The sequence below is a fragment of the Vibrio sp. 2096 genome (assembly GCF_033339595.1).
GTDB classification, from domain to species: Bacteria; Pseudomonadota; Gammaproteobacteria; order Enterobacterales; family Vibrionaceae; genus Vibrio; species Vibrio alginolyticus.
Map to the genome: position 1 here is coordinate 142013 of NZ_JAWOUX010000002.1, position 25524 is coordinate 167536.

Annotated in this window: 18 protein-coding genes; 11 read left to right on the plus strand and 7 right to left on the minus strand. The window is 44.4% G+C overall.

Annotation, left to right across the window (positions count from 1 at the left end; translation table 11 throughout):
* Positions 1 to 3 precede the first annotated feature (3 nt).
* On the minus strand, positions 4 to 993 hold the full coding sequence (locus tag R7Q41_RS03940; RefSeq protein ID WP_017820055.1) for a Solitary outer membrane autotransporter beta-barrel domain: 990 nt from the start codon (positions 991 to 993) through the stop codon (positions 4 to 6).
* A gap of 774 nt (positions 994 to 1767) precedes the next feature.
* Between R7Q41_RS03940 and R7Q41_RS03945 the strand changes: the two genes are divergently transcribed.
* The 4 genes from R7Q41_RS03945 (at position 1768) to R7Q41_RS03960 (ending at position 8817) form a co-directional block, all read left to right on the plus strand.
* Positions 1768 to 3405 carry a methyl-accepting chemotaxis protein gene (locus R7Q41_RS03945; protein ID WP_005378266.1) on the plus strand — a complete coding sequence of 546 codons (1638 nt, stop codon included), beginning with the start codon at positions 1768 to 1770 and terminating at the stop codon, positions 3403 to 3405.
* Positions 3406 to 3870: 465 nt separating this feature from the next.
* Positions 3871 to 5010 (plus strand): efflux RND transporter periplasmic adaptor subunit, encoded by a 1140-nt coding sequence (locus R7Q41_RS03950; RefSeq protein WP_017635040.1) that lies wholly within the window; start codon positions 3871 to 3873, stop codon positions 5008 to 5010.
* Between the two features lie 2 nt (positions 5011 to 5012).
* Positions 5013 to 8174 (plus strand): efflux RND transporter permease subunit, encoded by a 3162-nt coding sequence (locus tag R7Q41_RS03955; RefSeq protein ID WP_318144368.1) that lies wholly within the window; start codon positions 5013 to 5015, stop codon positions 8172 to 8174.
* A 187-nt stretch (positions 8175 to 8361) separates the two neighbouring features.
* Positions 8362 to 8817, plus strand: a complete 456-nt coding sequence (locus R7Q41_RS03960; protein ID WP_017635039.1) for a MarR family winged helix-turn-helix transcriptional regulator — start codon at positions 8362 to 8364, stop codon at positions 8815 to 8817.
* Between the two features lie 44 nt (positions 8818 to 8861).
* Here R7Q41_RS03960 and R7Q41_RS03965 read toward each other — a convergent pair whose 3' ends face one another.
* Entirely contained in the window at positions 8862 to 9818 is a 957-nt protein-coding gene (locus R7Q41_RS03965) for an AEC family transporter (protein ID WP_025766898.1), read from the minus strand.
* 601 nt (positions 9819 to 10419) lie between these two features.
* Between R7Q41_RS03965 and trpS the strand changes: the two genes are divergently transcribed.
* Positions 10420 to 11442, plus strand: a complete 1023-nt coding sequence (gene trpS / locus R7Q41_RS03970; protein ID WP_025766897.1) for a tryptophan--tRNA ligase — start codon at positions 10420 to 10422, stop codon at positions 11440 to 11442.
* An 84-nt stretch (positions 11443 to 11526) separates the two neighbouring features.
* Here the strand turns inward: trpS and R7Q41_RS03975 are convergent, their stop codons facing one another.
* Together R7Q41_RS03975 and R7Q41_RS03980 are read right to left on the minus strand one after the other, a co-directional pair.
* Positions 11527 to 12483 (minus strand): hypothetical protein, encoded by a 957-nt coding sequence (locus R7Q41_RS03975; protein WP_054575121.1) that lies wholly within the window; start codon positions 12481 to 12483, stop codon positions 11527 to 11529.
* Positions 12480 to 13808: a sphingomyelin phosphodiesterase gene (locus tag R7Q41_RS03980; RefSeq protein ID WP_047100810.1), complete on the minus strand. Its 1329-nt coding sequence runs from the start codon at positions 13806 to 13808 to the stop codon at positions 12480 to 12482. The genes R7Q41_RS03975 and R7Q41_RS03980 overlap by 4 nt, the downstream gene beginning before the upstream one ends.
* 291 nt (positions 13809 to 14099) lie before the next feature.
* Here R7Q41_RS03980 and R7Q41_RS03985 point away from each other — a divergent pair, with 291 nt between their 5' ends.
* Both R7Q41_RS03985 and R7Q41_RS03990 read left to right on the plus strand, forming a co-directional pair.
* The gene (locus tag R7Q41_RS03985; protein WP_025766895.1) at positions 14100 to 14366 is read left to right on the plus strand and encodes a hypothetical protein; all 267 of its coding nucleotides are present in this window, start codon (positions 14100 to 14102) and stop codon (positions 14364 to 14366) included.
* Positions 14367 to 14520: 154 nt separating this feature from the next.
* Positions 14521 to 16149 (plus strand): methyl-accepting chemotaxis protein, encoded by a 1629-nt coding sequence (locus tag R7Q41_RS03990; RefSeq protein WP_047100808.1) that lies wholly within the window; start codon positions 14521 to 14523, stop codon positions 16147 to 16149.
* A gap of 125 nt (positions 16150 to 16274) precedes the next feature.
* Here R7Q41_RS03990 and miaE read toward each other — a convergent pair whose 3' ends face one another.
* Both miaE and R7Q41_RS04000 read right to left on the minus strand, forming a co-directional pair.
* Positions 16275 to 17045, minus strand: coding sequence for a tRNA isopentenyl-2-thiomethyl-A-37 hydroxylase MiaE (gene miaE, locus R7Q41_RS03995; protein ID WP_047100806.1), 771 nt, complete (start codon positions 17043 to 17045; stop codon positions 16275 to 16277).
* Positions 17046 to 17142: 97 nt separating this feature from the next.
* Positions 17143 to 17907 carry a hypothetical protein gene (locus R7Q41_RS04000; protein WP_005378247.1) on the minus strand — a complete coding sequence of 255 codons (765 nt, stop codon included), beginning with the start codon at positions 17905 to 17907 and terminating at the stop codon, positions 17143 to 17145.
* A 313-nt stretch (positions 17908 to 18220) separates the two neighbouring features.
* On the opposite strand from R7Q41_RS04000, the gene cysB reads away from it, so the two are divergent.
* Together cysB and R7Q41_RS04010 are read left to right on the plus strand one after the other, a co-directional pair.
* Positions 18221 to 19195, plus strand: coding sequence for an HTH-type transcriptional regulator CysB (gene cysB / locus R7Q41_RS04005; RefSeq protein WP_005388967.1), 975 nt, complete (start codon positions 18221 to 18223; stop codon positions 19193 to 19195).
* Between the two features lie 53 nt (positions 19196 to 19248).
* Positions 19249 to 20445: a methyltransferase gene (locus R7Q41_RS04010; protein ID WP_213891606.1), complete on the plus strand. Its 1197-nt coding sequence runs from the start codon at positions 19249 to 19251 to the stop codon at positions 20443 to 20445.
* Positions 20446 to 20538: 93 nt separating this feature from the next.
* Here the strand turns inward: R7Q41_RS04010 and ald are convergent, their stop codons facing one another.
* The gene (ald, locus tag R7Q41_RS04015; protein WP_005378241.1) at positions 20539 to 21663 is read right to left on the minus strand and encodes an alanine dehydrogenase; all 1125 of its coding nucleotides are present in this window, start codon (positions 21661 to 21663) and stop codon (positions 20539 to 20541) included.
* Between the two features lie 156 nt (positions 21664 to 21819).
* Between ald and lrp the strand changes: the two genes are divergently transcribed.
* Both lrp and R7Q41_RS04025 read left to right on the plus strand, forming a co-directional pair.
* Complete coding sequence (gene lrp / locus R7Q41_RS04020) at positions 21820 to 22314, plus strand: leucine-responsive transcriptional regulator Lrp (protein WP_005378234.1); 495 nt, start codon at positions 21820 to 21822, stop codon at positions 22312 to 22314.
* A gap of 152 nt (positions 22315 to 22466) precedes the next feature.
* On the plus strand, positions 22467 to 25514 hold the full coding sequence (locus tag R7Q41_RS04025; RefSeq protein ID WP_238765123.1) for a DNA translocase FtsK 4TM domain-containing protein: 3048 nt from the start codon (positions 22467 to 22469) through the stop codon (positions 25512 to 25514).
* Positions 25515 to 25524: the final 10 nt, after the last annotated feature.

Consider the following 25524-nt stretch of genomic DNA (forward strand, 5'->3'; position numbering starts at 1 on the left):
GCTTTATTGTTTGTTGTAGTAAAGCTGAATGCTGCCGCCTCTGAGAGTCGAGCCGTAGTTGAAGTTAACGCCTATGCCGAAATTGTCCAACCAATCAAAGGGCTTTGGTGCATAAAATAGCCATCCTATAGAAGCTTCGTAGTAATGCGGACTTCCCAGTTCATCGCTTAAATCATGCGAAAGGTCGACTCTTTTAATCCCGGTAAATAAAGCCTGCTCACCGTGATAAATATTGTAGTAACCGGTGATTTCATTAGATAGGTACCAACCTTTAGGGTTGCCTATATTGCCGTTATTTGCGCTTCCCCAGCTGTGCCCAATGAATGAATTCAATGTCGAACTGGCATGCCATTTCCCCCAAATTGTGGGAGACGTGTATTTGGCTTTAATGGATGGTTGAACTATTGCCGCCCATGCTGAAACGTTAACGGCACGGCCGTCTAGGATTCTTCCAATGATGGATGAAAGTTTATTATCGGTAGAGAATGAGTTTTTATAACGCATAAGGTGAGTCGTCGTTCTGGTGCTAAGGGTGACGTTTTCACTTGCTTTGTATAGATACCCATAACCAATCGATGCACCGTATGTCCTTTCCTTGAGAAGATCCTTACTTGTGCCGAATAGTTTGAGATCATTCTCTGTTTGTATCGTAAATGCCTTAAACGACAGCTCATGTAAGTCCTCGCTGCCCTCTATGTCAAAGTTAGTCGTGTAAGGGAGAACATATACGGATTTGCTTCGACGTTCATTGATTGACTCGTCAGTCCCGAACTCTGGGTTGGCGGTATCAAATAATGCATTCGGATCAAAGTCGCCAATACCAAACGCAATTGCGTCAGTGTCGGACAGCAAAACCGCGATAGAAAAACGTTGTTGGAGAAGGTTGCTAATTTCCTTATCTAGTGGATCCGCTTGAGCTGTGTTAGGAAGAGAGAGTAGGAGAGCGAGCGAAACGACTCGCCACTCCACTGAGGCGAAGTTGGGTTGGAACATTTTGGCTCTTTCAAATGGTTCATGCATGGAGTTTTTGGACGTACCGGTACGCTAACATTAGTTTAATCGTTGAATGGTCGGTGTAACTTTGAGAAATCTATGTTTTCTCATATTGATATGAAAAAGTTCCTTAAACGAGTTTAGCTTCAATGTGTATGCTGCACCAGATTTGTTTAGCAACATCATTCTTTTCTGAAGATGTAGCAAGACTTTGTGACTAGGTTGCATTATTTTCTTTAATGCGTCTCTTGAGAGGAAAATAGCAAACTTTTTTATTGCCTTGGCGCTCAAGAAAATCTGAATCGTTCACTGTGCTACTGGTTAACTTCGAAAACTTGTAAGCATCCTGTCTGCCAACATCACGACTAACATCATCAAGGAGTCCCCTTAAATACGTCAGATAAACAATGGTTTTTTTGAGCTTTAGAAGAAATGTTCGGACCTTTGCATATTCCGCGGTGGTGCTCAATCCAAGAACTGTGTTTTGTATGTGTTCTCAGTAAATCATTGAGTCGATCTATTCTTCAAAATGTGGTCCCTTTTAATTCACTTTCTGTTACATATTTTTCGTTTTGAAAGAGCATTTTAATTTGCATCTTTTGAAAAGATCTCTTTGTTAAATTTTGTATAAAATCAACTAATTGTTGAAATTAGAACCCTTGTCAAAAAGTCATTAGATTTCATGTTGAATAGCCTCTTTTACCTAATAGTATACTCTATTTGTTTGATATAATTTCCGGCAGTTTGTATACCATAAATAAAGAGAGTCTATTCATGTTCCAGAACTTAACGATCAAGCAGAAGATAGTGATTCCGCTGTCATTGATTATTGGATTGTTTATTGTGAGCTCTGTATTAAACGTTATGACAAGTTGGAAGCAATCTGAATTGAGTGAGACACTCAACGAACAGATCGTGCCGAACTTATTAACGATTGAGGATGCTTACCGCGATCTTTACCAAGCTACATCTGCAATCCAAGGTGTTGCTCTTTCTGATACTCAAACCGATATTGATCACCACATCGGTGAATACAAAGACAACGCATACAAAGCGCTGCCGCGTATGGAACAAATGATTGAGCTATCGCAAGCCGGTGTGACGCCTTCTACACATGGTAATGAAGTTCGAACGCTTGTCTCTTTGGGTGAAAAATGGTTAGCAAGTTATGAGGCGATGCTACGTTTACCTCAATCTCAATGGCGTGGTTACTACAATGAGCACAAACATACCTTTGAAGACCAATTTATCGAGGTTAGAGCGCAGCTTAACGTTGTAAAAGATGCAATAGAAGAAAAGCAAAGCCAATTGAAGGACGAAATATCAGCGGCTGCAACAAGAGCAGAACTCATTCTTGAAGCGGGCATTGTGATTGTTATTCTGGCCGCTATTGCGATGGCGTTTTTGTTGTTGCAAACGGTTGTGAAGCCTATCAATGATATTAAAAATGCGATGACAGAAATTGCGTCCGGTGAAGGTGATCTAAGTCAGCGAATCGATGTAAAAACACAAGACGAAATTGGCAATTTAGCAGACGCATTTAACCAGTTTGTGTCCAAAATTCAAGTGACAGTCGCTCAGGTAATTGAAAGCTCAAATACCCTACGTAACGAAATGGCAAATCTTAGCTCGTTGACCAAGACCATCGCGAACTCGACCGTTTCTCAGCAAAAAGATAGTGAGGCGGTAGCGGCGGCAGTGCACGAAATGCAAGTCACCAGCAGAAATGTAAGCGATAGCGCTAACGAAGCCGCGGTTGCGAGCCAAACAGCGAATGATGAACTTACCAATACCAATGTTATTTTGGATCAAACGGTTAGCTCAATTCGCAGCCTCGCAAGTGAAATCGAAAGCGCAAGCCACGTCATTAACACATTGGATCATGATGTGAGTAACATTGCGTCCGTACTGGATGTAATTCGTGGTATTGCCGAGCAAACAAACTTATTAGCGCTTAACGCAGCCATTGAAGCGGCTCGCGCTGGAGAGCAAGGGCGAGGCTTTGCTGTGGTAGCGGACGAGGTTCGTTCTTTAGCCAGTCGTACGCAACAGAGTACGGGAGAAATCCAAACCATGATTGAAAAGCTACAATCTGGTGCAGGACAAGCTGTAGAAGTGATGCGCGGTAGCCAAAATAGCAGTGATGAAACGATCAAGTCCGCTGGCCGAGCGAGTGAATCCCTTTCTGAAATCTTGAACGCGATTTCACGTATGAACGAGATGAATACACACATTGCAACGGCTGCGAGCCAGCAAAGTACAGTAAGTGACGAAGTAAATAGCAACGTACAAGGCATTGCAGACAGTAGCACTTCAATTGTGGAAATCGTAAACCAAGCGCAAGCTTCTTTAGCCATGTTGTCAGAGCAAACTCAACGTTTAGATCATCAGGTCAGTCAGTTCAAAGTATAAGCTGAGAACAGCAATCTCACTGACGAAATAACCCGCTTCTTAGCGGGTTATTTTTTAGATAAGTGGCGAACCTGACTTGTGAAATTTCGACTATATTTACATTCCTTTCTCACTTTAGTTCGTATACCAGAGTGGGCAAATAACCCTAGACAGCGGTAACAAACTCTGTACAGCGTGATGATGCTTTTATCATCACTTTTGCTGCTTTTTAACCATTGCAATTGCACACAGGAAAATGTGATTTCCAACCCAAAATCTTCAAATTTGAGAACTTCATAACACCTTTACCATAAACGTTTTTCGTAAGCGTATAGAACTGTAAATTTTGTTGTATGTACAACACTGGGTATTTATCATCCTAATTAATTTGTTCTGGATATACATCCATTAGTCATTATTAAGTCATTCTAGAAGCTTTTAATAAGGAATCTTGAAGGCTTGTCGGTAGATAAGAGAGAAAAATTCATGAGACGTAAAACCACGCTATCTCTGCTGATTGCGTCGAGCCTTTTTGTGGTTGGATGTCAACCTAGCGAAGAAGGATCGAGCCAAGGTGGGGGGCCTGCGCCCGTAACCGAAGTAGAAGTGTTAACAGTGCAGCCAACGCGCCAAGCATTGACAGTAGAGTTGCCGGGTCGTAGCAGAGCATTCAAAGAAGCAGAAGTTCGTCCGCAAGTCACTGGCATTATTTCGGAGCGAAATTTTGTTGAAGGTGGCCTTGTTGAACAAGGACAGTCGCTATATCAAATTGATGATTCATCATTTCAGGCGGATTTGCTGAGCGCTGAAGCGGAATTAATCCGTGCGCAAGCTGCGGCAGAGTCGACCTATGCCACGGTGAAGCGTTACAGAACCTTGATCACCAAAAAATCCATCAGCCAACAAGACTTGGATGAAGCAGAAGCGGCATACAAAGAAGCGAAAGCGCAGGTCCTAGTCGCAAAAGCCAAGATCAACACAGCAAAAATCAACTTAGATTATACGCAAGTCAAAGCTCCGATTAGCGGGGTGATCGGTAAATCGAGTGTGACAGCGGGTGCGTTGGTTACGGCTAACCAAGCTGCCAAATTAGCGACCATTCAGCAGCTTGACCCTATCAATGTTGATATTGTGCAATCATCCGCGCAACTGCTGCGTTTGAAAGCATCACTCTCCCAAGGCCATATGCAAGAAGATGACTCTGCGCAAGTTACATTGATGCTTGAAGATGGCAGCACTTACGAACACAAAGGCACAATGAAATTTACTGAGGTCAATGTGAACGAAAGTACGGGCAGCGTGACGCTTCGTGCCGAATTCCCAAACCCTGACGGTTTGTTGCTACCTGGAATGTTTGTTCGTGCGACGGTCATTACTGGTGTCGACCCTGATGCGATTCTAATACCACAAAATACGGTATCTCGTGATGCGACAGGTAAAGCGACAGTGATGACGGTTAATGGCGAGAACAAAGTGGAAGCGAAACCAGTGAAGACTGCCGAAGCGATCAATAGCCAATGGCGCATTATTGATGGTTTGAACGCGGGTGATAAAGTCATTACCGCCGGTTTACAAAAGGTAGGGCCAGGCAGTTCGGTAACTATCCAAAACGGTGAACAGGAGTAATCATGGCACGATTTTTTATCGATCGTCCGGTATTTGCTTGGGTTCTCGCGATTCTAACGATGTTGGCGGGGGTAATGTCATTATTCAATTTACCCGTCTCGCAATACCCAACGATTTCACCGACGACGATCACCATCAGTGCTCGCTATCCAGGTGCATCAGCAAAAACCGTTGAAGACTCGGTAACGCAGGTTATCGAGCAAAACATGACAGGATTAGATTACCTTCGCTACCTATCATCGAGCAGTGATGCATTTGGTAATGCGACAATTACCCTGACGTTTGATAGCGAAGCTGATCCTGATATCGCGCAAGTACAGGTGCAGAACAAACTGCAATTGGCATTGACTTCATTGCCGATGGAGGTACAAAACCAAGGTATTGTCGTCAATAAATCCAATACGGCATTTCTCATGGTTGTCGCAGTTTATTCTGAAGATCCTGACTTTACAGAAAACGATATCGGCGACTTTGTTGTAACGAATATTCAAGACCCGATAAGTCGTGTAACTGGCGTAGGACAAGTGCAGGCGTTTGGTGCGCAGTATGCGATGCGAGTTTGGCTGGATCCATTTAAGCTTACGCAATTCAACTTGACCGCGATCGACGTAGCAAATGCAATCAGTGAACAGAACGCGCAAGTTTCTTCAGGTCAACTTGGTGCGGCACCTGCGCAGGAGGGTCAGTTGTTGAATGCTACGATTTCTTCTGCAAGTCGTTTGACCAGTGTAGAAGAGTTCCAAGACATCATTCTTAAGTCCGACGCCAGTGGTTCGAATGTTTATTTGAAAGATGTAGCTCGCGTTGAGCGTGGTGCAGAAAGTTATGATATTCGAGGCCAATATAATGGCTTCCCAGCATCGGGGTTAGGTATTTCATTAGGTACTGGCGCAAACGCGCTTGAGACAGCCAATGCGGTAAAAGAGCGCTTAGAACAACTGAGTGCAACGTTCCCAGAAGGGTTGCAGATTGCTTACCCATTTGAAACAACACCATTCGTCAAAGCCTCGATTCAAGAAGTGGTTAAAACGCTATTAGAAGCTATTCTTCTTGTGTTCTTAATCATGTACCTGTTCTTGCAGAACTTCCGTGCGACGATCATTCCAACGATCGCAGTGCCTGTCGTATTGCTCGGAACCTTCGCTATTTTGTACGCGACTGGATTTAGCGTAAACACGTTAACCATGTTCGCGATGGTTCTGGCTATCGGTTTGCTGGTGGATGATGCCATCGTTGTGGTGGAAAACGTCGAGCGTGTGATGCATGAAGATGGTTTAGAGCCCAAAGAAGCGACCAAAAAATCGATGGGGCAGATCACTGGTGCCCTGATTGGTGTGGGGTTGACGCTTTCAGCGGTATTCGTCCCTATGGCGTTTATGCCTGGTTCTACCGGGGTTATTTACCGTCAGTTCTCGATAACTATTGTGGCGGCTATGACGCTTTCCGTTTTGGTTGCGATAATTCTGACTCCGGCATTGTGCGCTACGTTGCTGAAAAAAGGCGATGCTGAGCTTCTAGAGAAGAAAGGCTTCTTTGGCTGGTTTAACCGCAAGTTTGATGCGATGACAGCAGGCTATGAAACCGGCGTTGCCAAACTTCTAAAACGCACAGGTCGCATGTTGGTTGTATTTTTGGCAATGAGTGCAGGTGCTGGCTGGTTATTTATGAACCTTCCAACGTCATTTTTGCCAGATGAAGACCAAGGCACAGTATTCTCAATGGCTATTTTGCCGCCTAACTCAACACAAGAACAGACGGAAAAAACACTTGAGAAAATGCGTGACTTTTACCTAGTAGACGAAAAAGACAATGTAAAATCCGTCTTCTCTGTTGCGGGCTTTAGTTTCGCAGGTCAAGGCCAAAACATGGGGATGGCATTTATCGGCCTGAAAGATTGGTCTGAGCGTGAAGCGCCTGGCGCTGATGCGGCTTCCATTACGGGCCGAGCGATGGGGTACTTCTCTACCATTAAAGAAGCTTTGGTGTTTGCGTTCGCCCCTCCAGCGATTCAAGAGCTAGGTAACTCGACAGGTTTCGATTTCTATCTCCAAGACTCGTTGAATAAAGGGCACGATGCATTAGTTGCGGCTCAAGGGCAACTTCTGGGCATGGCAGCACAAAACCCGAAACTTGTCGGTGTTCGTCCAAACGGTCAGGCAGATGCGCCAATGTACAAAGTGAACATTGACCACGTCAAACTTCGTGCTTTGGATGTCAGTATCAATGACGTAAACCAAATCCTGTCAGCTGCATGGGGCGGGGCTTACATTAACGATTATATTGACCGCGGTCGTGTGAAGAAAGTGATGGTGCAAAGTGATGCGGAATACCGCATGCAGCCAAAAGACTTCGATTCATGGTACGTACGCAACTCTAAGGGAGAGATGGTGCCTTTCTCTGCTTTTGCGAGTGGCGAGTGGACATATGGTTCTCCTCTTTTGCAGCGCTTTGATGGTTTGCCAGCAATGAATATTCAAGGCGGTGCAGCTCCTGGTGTAAGTACTGGTGAAGCCATGGAAGAAATTGAAGCAATGGTAGAAAAGCTACCAGAAGGTTTCACGGTGAACTGGAATGGTATTTCGTATGAAGAGCGCCTTTCCGGAAACCAAGCGCCGATGCTATATGCGCTATCTATCCTCGTCGTATTCTTAGTTCTTGCCGCTTTGTATGAAAGTTGGTCAGTACCTTTCGCCGTGGTGTTAGTTGTTCCTCTTGGTGTGCTTGGTGCTGTGCTTGCGGTAATGACGCGCAGTATGGATAACGATGTGTTCTTCCAGGTGAGCTTATTAACTACGGTCGGCTTGGCAACCAAAAACGCCATTCTGATTGTTGAGTTTGCAAAGGACTACTATGAGAAAGGCGCTGGGCTTATCGAAGCAACCTTACATGCTGTTCGCGTTCGTCTGCGCCCAATTATCATGACATCGCTTGCTTTTGGTTTGGGTGTGGTACCACTTGCTATCAGTTCAGGTGTGGGATCGGCAGGTCAAAACGCAGTAGGTACCGGCGTACTTGGTGGCATGATCAGTGCCACGATATTGGGTATATTCTTCGTCCCAATCTTCTTTGTAGTGGTTGAGCGATTGTTTGATCGACGTGCGAGAAAAGAGTCGGAGGCAGAGTTGTCTGAGACCAGCACTAAACCCACTCAGCAAAGCGAGTAGGACTTGGTTGTTTTAACTGAGTTATACTAGTGATAATAAACACGATTAAAGGGCGCTTCGGCGCTCTTTATTTTATGTTTTCACTTGGTGGTTACCGTCTATGACGCGAGCCTGAAAGACGGCGTGTTGTGTGCAGTATCAGCACAGCCTTTTCGGCCGAATGAAAGCCTAAAGAAGAAAAACGACGATGAAAGATCAGAAAATTTCCCCAATTTCCGTTTTGGATCAAAGCCCTATGTTTGTCTGCGGTGTGATGCAGCGCATGTACCGCAATCGTGCCCAAGCCGAGCTGTCTCGGCAAAATTTGATGACACTAGAAATGGCAAGTGCACTGGCCGCTTTAGAAGAATTTCAACCTATGAGCCAGCAAGCGTTGGCTGATGCGGTTCGAACTGAGCGAAGTGTAGCAAAGCGGATGGTGGACAATCTGGAAAAGAGAGGGTTTGTTCAAGTTTCTAAAAGTAAATCGAATCAGCGCCTTAAAATGCTAAGCATGACAAAAGAGGGAGCAAATGCTTTAAAGCAAGTTCATCAAATCATGACGAATTTACAGAAAGAGTTTTTTTCTTGTTTGTCGGAATCTGAAGCGAGTGAATTTTTTCGTCTGGTAAGAAAGCTCACTTTTGCGAATCACGACCAGTAACTGACATCAATGCCGTTTAGCGTTTTTATTTTATCGCGGACCAATTATATTAAGCTGTAGAACTTAAGAAATAGGATGCCCAACGTACAGGTCACGGTAGAAAGCACCGTAGTGAGTGCGATGATATTTGCAGCTAACGTGGCATTGCCTCCCATGGAACGCGCCATGACATAGCTGGCAGCTGCGACTGGAGAGGCGTTCATAAAGAAAAGAATACCTAGCTCAATTCCTCGAAACCCTACTAAGTAAGCTCCCATGGTGATGATGACTGGCGCTACGATGAGCTTGTAACTGCTCGCAAACCAAGATGGACCTTTCTCTTTTCTCATCAAGCTAAAGTCAAGTGAGCCACCCGTACACAACAGCGCCAAAGGCAATGTCATTTTGGACAAGTAGTCTCCTGCGTCAATAACCACATTCGGTACTGGAATAGCGAGTAAATAAAAAGCCATTCCTAGAACAATGGAGATTATGAGCGGATTCCTAGTCAGTGTTCGGCCCATCATCTTTGCTGCTTGCGAGGCAGACGTTGCCCCCTTGGGCGATAAGCAAATTACCGCTTGGACGTTATAAATAAATGTGGTGACCGCGACATAGAGCGCTGCTAGCGCCACACCTTGAGAACCATACGCATTGGCAACGTAAGCGATACCAATAATACCTGTATTTGCTCGGAACCCACCTTGGATGAGAACGCCTTGGTCAGGCGATGCTTTGAACAGAAGTTTGACGGAAAGGTAGGTGAAAATGAAAAACGAAATACTAGCGATGACGCCGAAATTGACGAATCCACTTGCCGCGGAAAAGTCGTGTTCTGAAGCCACAATGCTGACAAATAACATCGCAGGCAAGGTAACTTGAAACACCAGCTTAGAGCCTACTTCGATAAAATTATCGTTGATTAGACCAAAGCGCTTAAAAAGAACGCCAAGTACCAACATCAAACAGATAGGTCCGGTTATCGACAAAGAGAATTGCAACTGATGTAAAACAGCTTCCATGTAAGTATCCGCAGCAAAAGAAAAAAGTGTTCCTGCTGCCTATTAAGCCACAAACCCGGAGGGTAGGACAGTAACGTAATGAAATTTTCTTCTGTTGTAGGTTCCGGAGTCATTTACACTCCAAGTTATGGACGAGGTCCCAATTTAACAAAGCGGTACTGGTCCTACGTGCGATATGTTGGTTAACTCGTTGTCGTGATGCATCCACATGCGTATTAGATGTGAGGGCTGGTCATCGTAGTTATGGATAGGAGTTCATCAATGAAAAGGAAACACAACAAAACTGTACTGTGTGCGTTTGTCTCTGGTTCGGTATTTGGTGCGGTTTTGGTCATTGCGATGTCTTTACCAATGTAATCCTCTTAATTGGCTGTTGGAACACTCACACTAATTCAGTACAAAACAGATTGAGTTCTGCGGTGTGTGCTGTTAGTTTAAAAAACATGAAAATACACGTTCGCCCTTCATTAACAACCTTCTCTTGGTGGCGCTCTAAATAGAGCGGCGCGGAATACTTACATTCTTAAGCTGCTGGATGGTAGCTAAGAGTGTTTGATCTTTTTATCTCCAGTAGCGATCTATTAAATACTTGGAGACAAATATGAATAGCCATAAAAATACATCTCAGCGTGAAATTATACTTACCGGAGATCGAGCAACAGGTCCATTACACCTCGGGCACTATATTGGTTCATTGCAACAACGAGTCAAATTGCAAACGGAGCACGAGCAAACGATCTTGGTTGCGGACATGCAAGGGCTGACGGATAACGCGCATAACCCATCAAAGGTATCCTCTAATATTCTCAATGTCGTTGCAGATTATTTGGCTGTTGGTATCAACCCCGCTCAAACGACGATCACGTTGCAGTCTCAAATTCCAGCGTTAGCCGAGTTGACAATGTATTACAGTAATCTTGTTTCTATCGCACGATTAGAGCGAAACCCTACGGTTAAAAATGAGATTCAAAGTAAAGGCTTTGAACGCTCTATTCCCGCAGGCTTTTTAACGTATCCAATTTCTCAAGCTGCTGATATTACGGGGTTTCATGCGACGCTAGTACCAGTGGGTGATGACCAGCTGCCGATGTTAGAGCAAACTAATGAAATCGTGAGAAAAATAAACCACCTGGGTGGAAAAGAGGTTCTTAGGGAATGCCGTCCATTACTTAGCGATGCACCTCGTTTGCCGAGTACTGACGGTAAAAATAAGATGTCTAAAAGCATGGGGAACGCAATCAACTTAGGCGCCTCCGAAAAGGAGATTTCCGCGGCAGTGAAATCTATGTATACCGATCCCAATCATCTGAAAATTGAGGACCCTGGCCAAGTCGAAGGGAATATTGTATTCATCTACCTCGATGCTTTTCATCCTGATAAAAATTATGTCGAACAGCTAAAAGACCATTATCGACGAGGTGGATTAGGTGATGGTTTGACCAAGAAAGTGTTAGAAGAATGCTTACAAGAGATGCTTCGCCCTATTCGAGAAAAGCGCGCTATGTATTTGAATGATAAAGCGCAGCTGATTGATATTTTAAAACAAGGTAGTGAGCGTTCTCGCGAGAAAACCGAAAAAGTGCTATTTGATGTGAAAGATGTATTTGGTTTAAATTTGTTCTGAATTAAAAGTAGAGAGTTGAACATAAGGCACGACGGCTGGTTAGCAACGTGCCTTTTTAAGTTCCCAGTCAGTCAAAGCGCATTATTAAGAAGAAAAAAATTCACGACGAAAATCCGCGACTTCTTGTTGGTAATAGCTTTGCCATTCCGGTTCTGACAAATGTGAATGGCTAGAGGCTCTTTGCGTTCTTAGTTTGGACTCAAGTTGCTGTAATGCTTGTTGATAATCTTTGACTCGTTTTTTTTGCTCTGTAATTTGCTGCTGACGAGCATGAATGTTTTTACTTTCTTCTTTCGTTAAGTAAGTTCGTTCTAGCTCTGCGATGAGCGCCAAGCGATCTGGTAGGCTTATACTATTAGGAATCAGGGTGACCGCACGCTCATATTTTTCCTGGTCGCTTGTTAGCCCGATAGCACCTGCATGTTCTTGCCAGTCAATGGTGAGTTGCTCGAAAGCTCGCAAAAAGTTATCTGGGCTTTGAGTGTCCAGCTTTTGGGCTTCTAAGTTGAAATCGTACAGCGCGAACTCATCCGCGAAAACAACATCAGCCAATTCTCCCCAGATGCGTCTTGCTTCGTTCTTCAGCTGTGCAATACGCGACGCCAGTGATTGCTGCTCATCAAATAACAAATTTCCTACACTCTCTTGCCATTGGCTGCTGAGCTGAGGGTAGTTCGCCAAAAGCTGGAATCGAGCTGAAGATAAATGCGCCTCAAACAAGGCGACCTGCTCTTCACAACTACGGTTCAACATACACTCTTGCCAAAACGTCTCAAGTTGGGCGACAAGTTTCCTGCCTTTGAGTTGAGTTAATCGCTCAGTCGTTATTTGAACTGTGGAAGGGAGCTTAGCTGTTTGTGGTGAAGTATCTGTATCGGGCACGATGCTGCTTGTTTGTGGTGATGTACTGGAGACACTCTGATTTTTTGTCTTAGGGGAAGGAGAGGAAGCGAGCTCTTCTTTTTGAACATCGTGACTGAAAGTTAAAAATATCATGCCCGCCATAATGGCGGACATGATTATCAAAGCGATTTTCTTCATGGCTTGATTGTTGCGCTTACTGGGAAATGGTCAGAAAGGTTATAGTGTTTCCATAAACTCTCTGCGGTTGTGCGCGGCACGTCTACACGGTTGTCATTGAATGATTTCACCCCGTATTCACTACTCACCATAACATAGTCAAGGTATTCCACGTTTTCGCCACCTGATAACGCTTCACCTGCGAAGTTATTGATACGGGGATCAAAGGTTGACTCCGTGTAACCAGAGTAGTGAGGCTCTATGGCACTTAAGTTAGCGATCATTTGTTGGTAGTCACCAGGGAACTTTCTTTTGTTTACGTTAAAGTCGCCGCTGTATACCACAGTTTCGCTCGAAGGAATGTCAAGAGATTGGGCGAGTGCGCGGATTTGTTTGAACTGGCGCTGACGATACTCACGGGCGGTGTCTGTATCGAAAGATGCGGTATGGGTAGCAAACACATGGTAAGCCTGACCACCTTTAATTATTTCCGCATAATTTACGCCTTTATCGGCAAAGCAGTCTGTACCAGAGCAATCGGGAAAGACATATTGCGCTTCATTCACGATAGGGTAGCGACTAACTATGATTACGCCACCATCATGAATATTAACGCCTTCTTTATCTAACATCTTTGTTTGGTAAGGATATTCCTTGGCTAACTCACGTAAGAATGCTTCACGGCCGCTGGCAAACACCTCTTGCAGCGCCAAAACATCGTAACCTTTTACATGTTGAGGAATCAGTTCGTAACGATCTCCAATGTGCGATGCAATAGCCGTCAACGCCCAGATGTTATAAGTCATCAACTTAAGGTTTTGTTCTTCGTTGTCGACAGACTCCGCTACCTTGCTTGGCGTGATGGTGTAGTAAAGATCATCATATCGAGCGGTACTGTCTGACTTAAATGCCAGTTCGGTTTCTCTCGTACCAAAAGCGTTAGTGTTGGCACGATGAATGTTACGATCATCTTTGAGAGATAACTCGACATCGGCTGCGGATAAGCCGTATTCAATGGTCGAATTGTACCAATGGCCTTCCATTATTTGATTGAGTGTTATGCTTTCACCTTCGGGGCTAGAAACCACCGTTTCAAAACGGTAAGTTTGATTTGATTTCACGCCCTCCCAGCGGTTGAAGCTTAATACAGATTTAGTTTCCCACGGACCAAGTACCTGCACATGTTGTTGCCACTCGTCTCCGTATTGAAGCAAATCACTACCTTCATGTTTTACTTGAATAGTTAACGGTTGATCAGAGTTATTCGTTAGGTAAACGTCGGTATCTGCAATGCTGGGTAACGCTATCAAGCTACTTAATAAAAGGCTCCACTGCGAAAATTTCATCTTATTTTTCCATCATTTGAACTAGAGTAATCATTCTTGTTTATAAATGTTACTTGCACGTTAAATATGGATGACATCTAAGCCAGTGTTGAAAATTGTTATCAGAATGTGATCTTTATTCAATGGTGAGGGTGGAGGTATTGAGTGTGTTGCCGTTGAAGCGGTGGAAAATAATACCAACAGTCAACGAATTGCATTCACTGCAATCAAGCTGTCATCTTTGCTCTATAAGTTGTGCGGCGTCATTCATCTAGCCATATGGCTAGAACTCAAATTGATAGATGGAGCACCATGGCTAGAGCAGTAAATCCAACCGATGAAACCATCATTAAATTGTTACAAGAGCAAGGTCTGATTAGAAGTGAAGCAGAAGCGCGTTTAAAGAAAGAGGTGTACCGCTTGCAGCCTAATGAGATAGCAAAAGTAAAAAATTATGCCCAGCATTTTGGGATAAACGCGAAAGAAAAGCTCATCGATGAGATCTTGGATCTGCGCCGAGAAGCGCTCATGAAAAGATGTAGACACAATAAGGAGCATACGAGCCTATCTCTAAAATAGCATGTGATAAAACTATCAATTACTGGTCAAGATTTGATCTCTCAAGCCGATGTATATAAGAGCGTTCAATGATATCGAGCGAAAAAACAGTGTGTTTTAGAGGTTAAGCTTTCACTTAAGTGAGAGGTTTGGAAAGGCTGCGGGGAGAAAGTGCATGCGTATTAAAGACTTAAGTGTCGTAAAGAAAATATCGGTTAGTTATTTAACCGTTTTTGCCGTGTTTGGTTTAGTGTCAGTAATGTTGGTGCAAGGTTTGTTAACACTGAATAAAGACATCTCAGTGTTAACAGATAAAAGTTTACCTTCTGTTGCGATTTTGAAAGGTATCCAAGTTGATATTACTAAAGTGCGTAAAGATGAGTTCTCTTTATTGCCAAACGCAAATCACCCCAAAATTGGTGAGTGGTTAAAAGGCCTCGACCAATGGCGTTCTGATGTGCAGGCTGGTATTGCAGAATACGAAAAGCTCGACCTTAATAAGCGTGAAACGCAGTCTTTTAGCGTTTTTAAAGAAACTTGGAATCAATACATCAAAGAAACGAAGACTTACAACGCACTGCTAAGCCAAGGTGATGCTGAAAGTGCAAATGATGTGATTTTATCGAGTTTCGATACCTACTCAAAAGCGTTGAGCAGCTTGGATGATACCCTCGCGTTGAACGATGAGTTGGTGAATTTGATTGGTGAAGAAGTACAAAGTGAAGCGGCATTTACACAATACAGCGCTGCTGTTGGTGCGCTTGTCGTCGCATTGGTCATGGTAATGTCTGCCATGCTGCTTTCTCGAGTCATTTGCGGGCCTGTTGATCGAGCATTGGAATTCGCTTCTAAAATCGCCAAGGGTCAATTGAATAATCAAATCGACGAAAGTGAATTGAGCAAAGACGAGTTAGGAACGTTGCTTAAAGAGCTTGTCGGTATGCAAACAAACTTACATTCGCTGGTTTCTGAGATTAATGACTCAACGATTCAGCTAACGGCAGCAGTAGAGGAAGTGAGTGCTATTTCTTCTCAGACCGCCTCTGGTATGCAAAATCAACAAATTGAACTTAGCTCGGTGGCTTCTGCGATGACAGAGATGCAAGCTGCTGTAAGTGAAGTGGCACAAAATACCGAAGTTGGCGCAACCTCTGCTTATTCGGCTGCGGAAGTGGCAAAGCAAGGAACGGCGACGTTACAACAAACTATCGCAGTAATTGAGCGTGTATCACATACGATCCAAGAATCAGATGAACTGGCACGTGAGCTTGAATCGAGCTCAAACAATATCAATGTGGTCGTCGATGTGATCCGCGGGATTGCCGAGCAAACAAACTTGTTAGCACTGAACGCCGCAATTGAAGCCGCTCGGGCTGGTGAACAAGGACGTGGGTTTGCTGTTGTGGCAGATGAGGTTCGTTCTCTGGCGCAACGCACTCAAGACTCCACTTCACAAATTGTGGAAATTGTTAATCAGCTACAAGAGAGCAGCAGTAAAATAGGGCATTCAAGCCGTGATTGTCAGGAGGGTATTTCTCAGTGTGTTGAGCAAGTTAATGACGCTGATAGCCAGATAAAAGAAATTGAACATTCTGTCGATAACATAGCGCAAATGAGCACACAAATCGCAACGGCGTGCAGTGAGCAGAATTCTGTATCCGAAGAGCTGAATCGCAGTGTGGAGCATATTAATAGTGCTTCAACAGAGATGGCTGAGGGAGCTTCACAAACGGCTGTGGCTTGTCAGCAGATTAGTAGCCTAGCGCACAACTTGAAAACTCGAATGGGTTCATTCCAGCTCTAGTTGTTGTGTTTCAGCTTTATTCCTAACCTCATTGCTACAATAAATAAGCCGGACGAAATGTCCGGCTTATTTATTCTCTGTCTATATAAGTTCAGAGTATGCTCAACCTTGGGAGAATATGCTCGCTAGGCTGGGATACCACTGTGAAACTTAAAATCTGTATCTGGCGTAGAAATTAAATCTGCCTCTATACGTCCAAAGTAGGCGATGCGCTCGCTGATATCTTTGCCTGCGATTTGCTCCGCTAATACAAGATAATCCTGGTAATGGCGTGCTTCTGAACGTAATAAAGAAATGTAGAACTTTGCGATATCGTCATCCATATGTGGTGCTAGTTTGGCAAAACGCTCACAAGATCGAGCTTCGATGTACGCACCAATGATGAGTTTATCGATCAGCGTTTCCGGCTCATGAGTCTTCATATGCGAAATCAGTCCTTTAGCATAACGACTTGCTGGAATATTTTTGTACTCAATTCCACGACTTTCCATGATCTCTAAAACTTGATAAAAGTGGTGTAACTCCTCTTTTATCAAAAGCACCATCTTATCGATCAAATCTTGGCTATATGGTGAGTCGGACTTAGCCATGATTGCCTTAGAAATATTGCTCTTGCCTTTTAAAGTTTCCAATGAGCCTACGTTACGGTAAGCAAAATCTTCGTAGGGCTTAAACCAGTCAAGTAGAGCATGTGAACTGGATTGATCAACGGCATACTTACGAATTAAAAACATGGCAGATTGGCCAGCTTTTAGTTCGCACAGTAGGTGGTCTAACAAAATGGTTTGAAGGTTCTCTGGTTTCTTTGCTTCCTCTACCCATTCATCAGGTGTACTGCATTGCAGAAATTGGTTAATGGGAGCAAGAAGATCTTGATAGGCGTCTAGATTCATCATTTTAGTTTTAGTACTTCACATTTTTATTGGGCATATCCGTTGTCTTGCGGATAGAAAAAAGGCTGCAATTGCAGCCTTTCTTGACCTGAAGTGAATGTTACCACTTTTTCTTCTCGCCGAAGAGTGCTTCCATGTCATTGTCACGCTCTTTGTCAGCAATCTGCTGCATTTCAGCATCGCTTTTATCTTGGCGCTTTTTATCTAAGTCACCCAACATCTCTTCAAGCTTTTGTTTCGCTTGAATAGAATAAGGATCGCTCTTAGTGCTCAAAGCATCGATACCTTTACGCAGCAGTTGAAGCGCGGTGCCTGGTTGGCCACGAGCGATAGAGTCGTTTGCTCTTTTGATGACATTTTCAATGTTGATGCGAATTTGCATCGTTTCCAAGCGCGCATTTTCAGTGACGTAAGTCTGGGTATCCAATCGGCCTTTGTTGTGCTCGTTACGGATAGTGTCGCGAAGTCGTTTGACCAGCTTAAGCATGACGATAGCTTGTTTATCACTACTCGGCATCTTGAAAGTGGTACTCTCGCCAGTAGGACCATTCTCTTTTAGCTGCGTAATCTGCTGCTTCATATTTTCGATACGTTGAGCAAGTTGCTTGTTCTTCGGATCCAGCTCATGCATGCTCTCTAGCGCGTCAAGAATACGATTGTTTAGACACAGCAACAGCTCTTTACTAAAAGGGATATGGTGCGCATGACCAATCAACTCTTCAGTACCATCTATCAAGGCTACATATCGTGCTGATTCCTGCCTTTTTGCGGTTTCAACTTTAACCTTATATTGCAACATAATGTTATAGCCTAGGATTAACACCAGTAGGATGGCTACCAAAGCGATTATTAAACCAATATTCATATCTTTGCGTCTGCTTTACTTTTCTGCGGCTAGCGTTAAAGAATACATGAATCTTATCTTACTCGGCACCTTATTTGTTTGATTATTTTGTCTCTCCCACGTTTTAGTTACTGATAGAAGTCACATCATAGAACTTCGGTCATTTATTGGCTCAACTTTGTGCATATTGTTTCTTGCTTGAAGATTATTAGTATGTGATTGAGGTATAAGTTAGAAATTGCTGTTCATTTCGATTTGAACGCGTTATAACTAATTATTATATCGCTCGCTTGAGTGGCCAATAAACTCTCTCATGAATAAGTAAGGGATTACGATGAAACTGCAGCAGCTGAAGTATATTGTTGAGGTTGTAAACCATAATCTGAATGTATCTGCAACGGCGGAAAGCTTATATACCTCTCAGCCAGGTATCAGTAAACAGGTTCGGTTGCTGGAAGACGAGTTAGGCATTCAGATTTTTGAACGTAGCGGTAAGCACTTAACGCAAGTGACGCCAGCTGGAGAAGAAATTGTACGTATCTCTCAAGAAATTCTCGCTCGTGTAGAAAGTATCAAAGCGGTGGCTGGAGAGCACACCCATCCAGAAATGGGGACGCTGAATATCACTACGACACATACGCAGGCTCGTTATGCACTGCCAGATGTCATCAAAGGTTTTACTTCTCGTTATCCAAAAGTGTCGTTACACATGCACCAAGGTACACCGTCACAAATGTCTGAGGCGATAGCTAAAGGCACAGCGAATTTTGCGATTGCGACAGAAGCGCTTCACTTATATCAAGATGCCATCATGTTGCCTTGTTATCACTGGAATCGTTCAATAGTTGTGCCTAAAGACCACCCACTAGCGAAGAAAGACAAAGTAACGATCAGTGATCTTGCCGCTTACCCATTAGTCACTTACGTGTTCGGTTTTACTGGCCGTTCAGAGCTGGATACAGCATTCAACCGCGAAGGTTTAACCCCGCGAGTGGTGTTCACTGCAACTGATGCAGACGTCATTAAAACTTACGTTCGTATGGGTATTGGTGTGGGTGTGATTGCAAGCATGGCTGTGGATGAAGAGCAGGACGGTGACTTGGTTGCAATAGATGCGAGCCATTTGTTTGGCGCGAGCACCACGAGCATCGGCTTCCGCCGTGGTACATTCTTACGCTCTTACATGTTCGATTTTATGGAACGTTTTGCACCGCACTTAACGCGTCCAGTGGTTGAGCAGGCGATTTCGTTGAAGTCTAATGCAGAAATCGAAGAGATGTTTAAAGACATCGAGCTTCCAGTGAGATAACACTTCATTGATGTTTCGATTCCCTCTACAATGCGCTCGTTGTAGGGGGAGCTATGAAAACGCAATTTCAGTTTATTAATGACTGCTTAATCGAGAACCAATCTTTGTGGCGATTCGAGCCTTTTAAAAGCAGCATTCACACATCATTACCTTGGCAGGAGCAACATCCTCGACTGTGCCAATGGCTAGCGTCTCTTACTCCCTCTCAAATCGAAGAATACAAAGCAGCACCAGAACTCGCGTTAAAAGCACTTAGTCCGTTTTTGCCTGAGCTTGAACAACTCGCAGAACTGACTCATTTAGAGCTTTTGTCGTTAAACGGCTTGGAACTCGCTCGTGGTTTAGATAACGGTATTCCGGGACGTAAGTTGGAGCAAATTAGCTCGATGGGTGAAGCTGCAATTCAACAACACTGTGGCGAAGAATGGCTAGAATGGTGCTCAGGTAAAGGTTACTTGGGGCGAATCCTGACCACGCAAACCGATCAGCCTGTAACCAGCTTTGAATACCAACAAGCACTGTGCGATTCGGGACAACAAGCAGCCAATGAACATCATTGGAAGATGACGTTTATTCAAGGCGACGCGTTTGATAGCAAAGCGAAAGCCGTGTTTAAGCCAACGCAACACGCAGTAGCACTGCATGCGTGCGGTGACCTTCACGTTCGTCTAATGCAGTACGGCAGTGAAAATGGGATTGCTGCGATGACCATATCACCTTGTTGTTACCACTTGATTCAGTCGGAACAATACCAGCCGATGTCGGAATTGGGCAGGGCTTCTTCTCTCTCATTGTCTAAGCAAGAACTGCGTATCCCATTACAACAAACGGTGACGGGAGGAGAGCGCGTGCGTCGTCATCGTCAGCAGGAAATGATGTTTCGTCTTGGGTTTGATTTGATCACGCGACAAGCTTTGGGAATGGCAGAGTATCAGCCTGTGCCGAGTATCCGTAAGTCGCAATTAAGTGATGGTTTTGAATCGTTCTGTCGCTGGGCAGCGGAGCAAAAAGGCATTGTTCTTCCTCAAGAAATCGATTTCTCTCATTTTGAAAAGTTAAGCGAACAACGCTTCTGGCAAATGGAGAGAATGAGCTTAGTGCAACTTGTTTTTCAACGTCCGTTGGAGATTTGGCTCGCATTAGACAAAGTGCTTTATCTTGAAGAACGTGGTTACCGTGTTAGATTGTCAGAGTTTTGCCCTAAATCGGTCACGCCTAGAAATATTTTAATTTGTGCATATAAGATTTAGTTATTCTTTATAGCCAAACGCTCTATATGAAAAAGCCCACTTCAGTGTGGGCTTTTGTAAACAAAACGTGACAAGTTATGTGTTATTTTGTCATTAATTGAACATAGCAATAGCTTGAGTTGGTTCAACGTATTCCAAGTCAAAGCTTTCTGCTACTTCTTTACATGTTACTTTTCCGTGAATAACGTTTAGACCTTCAAGGAAGCCTTTGTCTTCTAGAAGTGCTTCGCGGTAGCCTTTATTTGCTAACTTCACGATGTATGGAAGTGTAGCGTTGTTGAGTGCAAATGTTGAAGTGCGAGCAACTGCGCCAGGCATATTTGCTACACAGTAGTGAACCACTTCATCAACGATGTAAGTTGGATCTGCGTGAGTTGTCGCGTGTGACGTTTCGAAACAACCGCCTTGGTCAATTGCCACGTCAACCACTGCTGCACCAGGCTTCATCTTAGCAATGTGCTCTTTAGTGACCAGTTTAGGTGCTGCTGCGCCAGGAATTAGAACGGCACCGATAACAAGGTCCGCTTCTAGAACATGCTTCTCGATAGCGTCTTCAGTAGAATAAACCACTTTTGCGCGACCTTGGAATTCTTCGTCAAGCTTACGAAGTGTGTCTACGTTACGGTCTAGAATGGTGACGTCAGCGCGAAGGCCAACCGCCATACGAGCAGCGTTTGCACCAACAACGCCACCACCAACGATAACGACTTTTGCAGGTTCAACACCAGGTACGCCGCCTAGGAGCAGACCACGACCGCCGTGCGATTTTTCCAACGTTTGCGCGCCAGCTTGGATAGACATCCGACCTGCCACTTCTGACATTGGTGCTAACAGTGGCAAACGACCCATATTATCTGTTACAGTCTCATAGGCTATACAGACAGCTTTGCTCTTGATTAGCTCATCAGTTTGTGGAAAATCTGGTGCTAGGTGTAAATAAGTAAATAAAATTTGCCCTTCGCGGAGCATTGCTCTCTCTACTGCTTGGGGTTCTTTTACTTTTACAATCATGTCTGCTTGCGCAAATACGTCAGCAGCATGAGGGAGAATGGATGCGCCGACAGCGATGTAATCATCGTCTGAAAAACCAATGCCGGCACCTGCATTGGTCTCAACTAAAACTTGGTGACCATGTGAGATGAGTTCTCTCACGCTAGCTGGGATCATACCAACACGATATTCGTGATTCTTGATTTCCTTAGGTACGCCAATGATCATCCTGTATCCTCTTTCTATAATGGTTGTATTAACTGTTAGTAGGGTGTTATTGTCGAATTAATAACTAGTATAGTTATAGATTTGTAAAATTTGGCACCAAATATTAAAAAGTTGTAGTATATTTTTTTGCAAGGAAGTAATAAGGTGGAATAAAAAATGGCAGACAACTATAAAAAGCCGTCCAAGGAACTAGACCGTATCGACCGCAACATTCTTAATGAGCTGCAGAAAGACGGTCGTATTTCAAACGTTGAGCTTTCAAAACGTGTGGGACTTTCTCCAACGCCATGTTTGGAGCGTGTGCGTCGCTTAGAGCGTCAGGGTTATATCACAGGGTATACTGCATTATTGAATCCGCAGTTCCTGGATGCATCACTATTAGTATTCGTTGAGATTACGCTAAACCGTGGTGCGCCGGATGTGTTTGAGCAGTTTAACTCAGCTGTTCAAAAGCTAGACGACATACAAGAGTGTCATCTTGTTTCAGGTGACTTTGACTATCTTCTTAAAACCCGTGTATCAGATATGGGTGCTTACCGCCGACTATTGGGCGATACGTTACTACGTCTACCTGGCGTAAATGACACTCGCACATACGTTGTTATGGAAGAAGTGAAACAATCTAACCAGCTTGTGATCAAAACTCGTTAATTTCTTGCAAAGAAAGCGGTATATGCTTCCGCTTTCGCCAGAGAGTAATTGGGTTTTTCTCCTTGATATGGTTAAATCAATTTACCGAGCGGCTTGATGCCGCTCGGAATGTTTTGCAATTTCCTATTTCATTTCCATATTCAAGTTGATTTATGTTCAAAGAGAACGCAAAGAAAGTCGAAACCATTATCAAAACCAGTGAAGAGCCCCAGTCTTCACGCTTAAATGGCTTCCAACGCTTAAAAGAGTGCTGCTTTATCGTTGGCGTTCTTAGCTCGGTATTGCTTGCGGTTGCACTATTTACCTTCAGTCCGGCCGATCCTTCTTGGTCCCAAACCGCATGGGGAGGGGATATCGATAATGCTGGTGGCCTTTTCGGCGCTTGGCTAGCCGATACTCTATTCTTCACATTTGGCTCTCTCGCTTACCCAATCCCTTTCTTGCTAGCGGCGGCTGCATGGGTGATTTGCCGTAAACGAGGAGAAGATGAGCCCATTGATTTCATGCTATGGGGTACAAGGCTGCTCGGTCTGGTCGTCCTTATTATGACCAGTTGCGGTCTTGCCGATATTAATTTTGATGACATTTGGTATTTTTCATCCGGAGGTGTGGTCGGGGATGTGTTGTCTAGTCTCGCTTTACCTACATTGAATGTACTCGGTACCACATTGGTATTGCTGTTCTTGTGGGGAGCGGGCTTTACGCTCTTCACTGGCATCTCATGGCTTAACATCGTGGAATGGCTTGGTGATCGTGCGTTAGCATTAATTGCCGCGCTTGCAAATAAGGCAAGAGGTTCAGAGCAGGAAGTTTTAGAACCTCAGCTTGATGAGTTTGTAGAAGACAAAGTCTCTACACCTAAACACAATGTAGACCATGAAATTGATGATGAGCCGCTTCCTCATTTAACGGCGTACGATGTCGATGAACCGAAAGAGCCGGCGCCAGCGCATGAGTATCCTATTTATATGCCGCAAGCGAAACCTGATAAGCCTGCGGAACAGGCGATGGTAGAACCGACGCCACCACAACGCAAGGCTACGGTTAATGCTGCGCCAGTTTATTCTGAACCTGAGCCTCAAATACAACCTATCCATACGGTTAACACTGATAACGTTGATCCGCTCTTGGAACGCACCAAGCAACTGAATGTTACGATAGAAGAGCTTGAAGCAGCGGCGCAACAAGCAGATGACTGGGGAACTGAAGAACAGGCAGCACCATCATTTGCAGACACTTACTCTTCCTATGTAGAGTCACATACAGCTACAGAAGAACCGATCAGTGTTGAACCAGATTATGCGGAGTACGAACAATTTGAAGCAGAGCAAGTACAGCCGCCAAGTATTGAGCATCCTGTACATGAAGAGCCTGCAATTGATTCTGCTGTATTAGATAGCATCACGGCGCAAACAGAATCGAGCCAACATATTGAGCCTACGATCTCTGACTTTGATGTGTTAGATGATGAAGACGAAGTGGAATCTCAGCCTGCACAGCAAGCACAGCCAACAACGCCTCATCAGCAAGTTGCAACACCTTCAACAACATTTGAACCTGCACCTCAAAAAGTGGAGGTGGAAGAGGTCCAAGACAACGACCAAGATGTTACCGCATTCCAAGATATGGTTTCCAATGCGCAAGCCAAAGTCGCTGCAACACAGAACCCATTTTTGGTACAGAAAGAAGAAAACTTGCCAGTTCCGGAAGAGCCACTCCCAACGCTCGAGTTGCTTTATCATCCAGAAAAACGTGAAAACTTTATCGACCGTGATGCGCTAGAGCAGGTCGCTCGATTGGTAGAGAGCAAACTCGCTGACTACAAAATCAAAGCCGATGTGGTTGGTATTTATCCTGGTCCAGTGATCACTCGTTTTGAGCTTGATTTGGCGCCAGGGGTGAAAGTAAGTCGTATTTCTGGTCTTTCAACTGACTTAGCGCGTGCATTGTCTGCGATGGCGGTACGTGTTGTGGAAGTAATTCCTGGCAAGCCTTACATCGGTTTGGAACTGCCAAACATGAGTCGTCAGACGGTCTATTTATCTGATGTCATCAGTAGCCCTCAGTTTGAGCAAGCAACGTCACCAACAACGGTTGTGCTAGGTCAAGACATTGCGGGCGAAGCTGTGGTGGCAGATCTTGCGAAGATGCCTCACGTGTTAGTAGCAGGTACAACAGGTTCTGGTAAGTCGGTGGGTGTGAACGTGATGATTTTGAGCATGCTGTATAAAGCAGGTCCAGAAGATGTACGCTTCATCATGATTGACCCGAAAATGCTAGAGCTTTCTATTTATGAAGGTATCCCTCATCTTCTTTCTGAAGTTGTGACTGATATGAAAGACGCATCAAATGCTCTGCGTTGGTGTGTGGGCGAGATGGAACGTCGTTACAAATTGATGTCGGCATTAGGTGTACGTAATGTGAAGGGCTTCAACGAAAAATTGAAGATGGCAGCAGAAGCGGGCCACCCAATCCATGACCCGTTCTGGCAGGAAGGCGACAGCATGGATACTGAACCGCCATTGCTAGAAAAGCTGCCTTACATCGTTGTTGTTGTTGACGAATTTGCTGACCTGATGATGGTGGTAGGTAAGAAAGTTGAAGAACTGATTGCTCGCTTGGCGCAAAAAGCGCGTGCGGCAGGTATTCACTTAATTCTTGCGACTCAGCGTCCATCGGTTGACGTTATTACCGGTCTAATTAAAGCGAACATCCCAACTCGTGTTGCGTTTACGGTATCGACTAAAACGGACTCTCGTACAATCTTAGATCAAGGCGGCGCAGAATCACTACTTGGTATGGGTGATATGTTGTATCTACCGCCGGGATCAAGTCATACAACTCGTGTTCACGGTGCATTTGCATCAGATGATGATGTTCATGCTGTTGTAAACAACTGGAAAGCGCGTGGTAAACCGAACTACATTGAAGAGATCATCAGTGGAGATCAAACTCCAGAAAGTCTATTGCCAGGTGAGCAAATGGAAGCGGATGAAGATGTAGACCCGCTCTTCGATCAAGTTGTTGAGCACGTGGTTCAATCACGTCGAGGTTCGGTTTCCGGTGTTCAGCGCCGATTTAAGATAGGTTACAACCGTGCCGCCCGTATTGTAGAGCAGCTTGAAGCGCAGGGCATCGTAAGTGCTCCGGGTCATAACGGTAACCGTGAAGTACTGGCACCTGCGCCACCAAAAGATTAATGAACTTGTG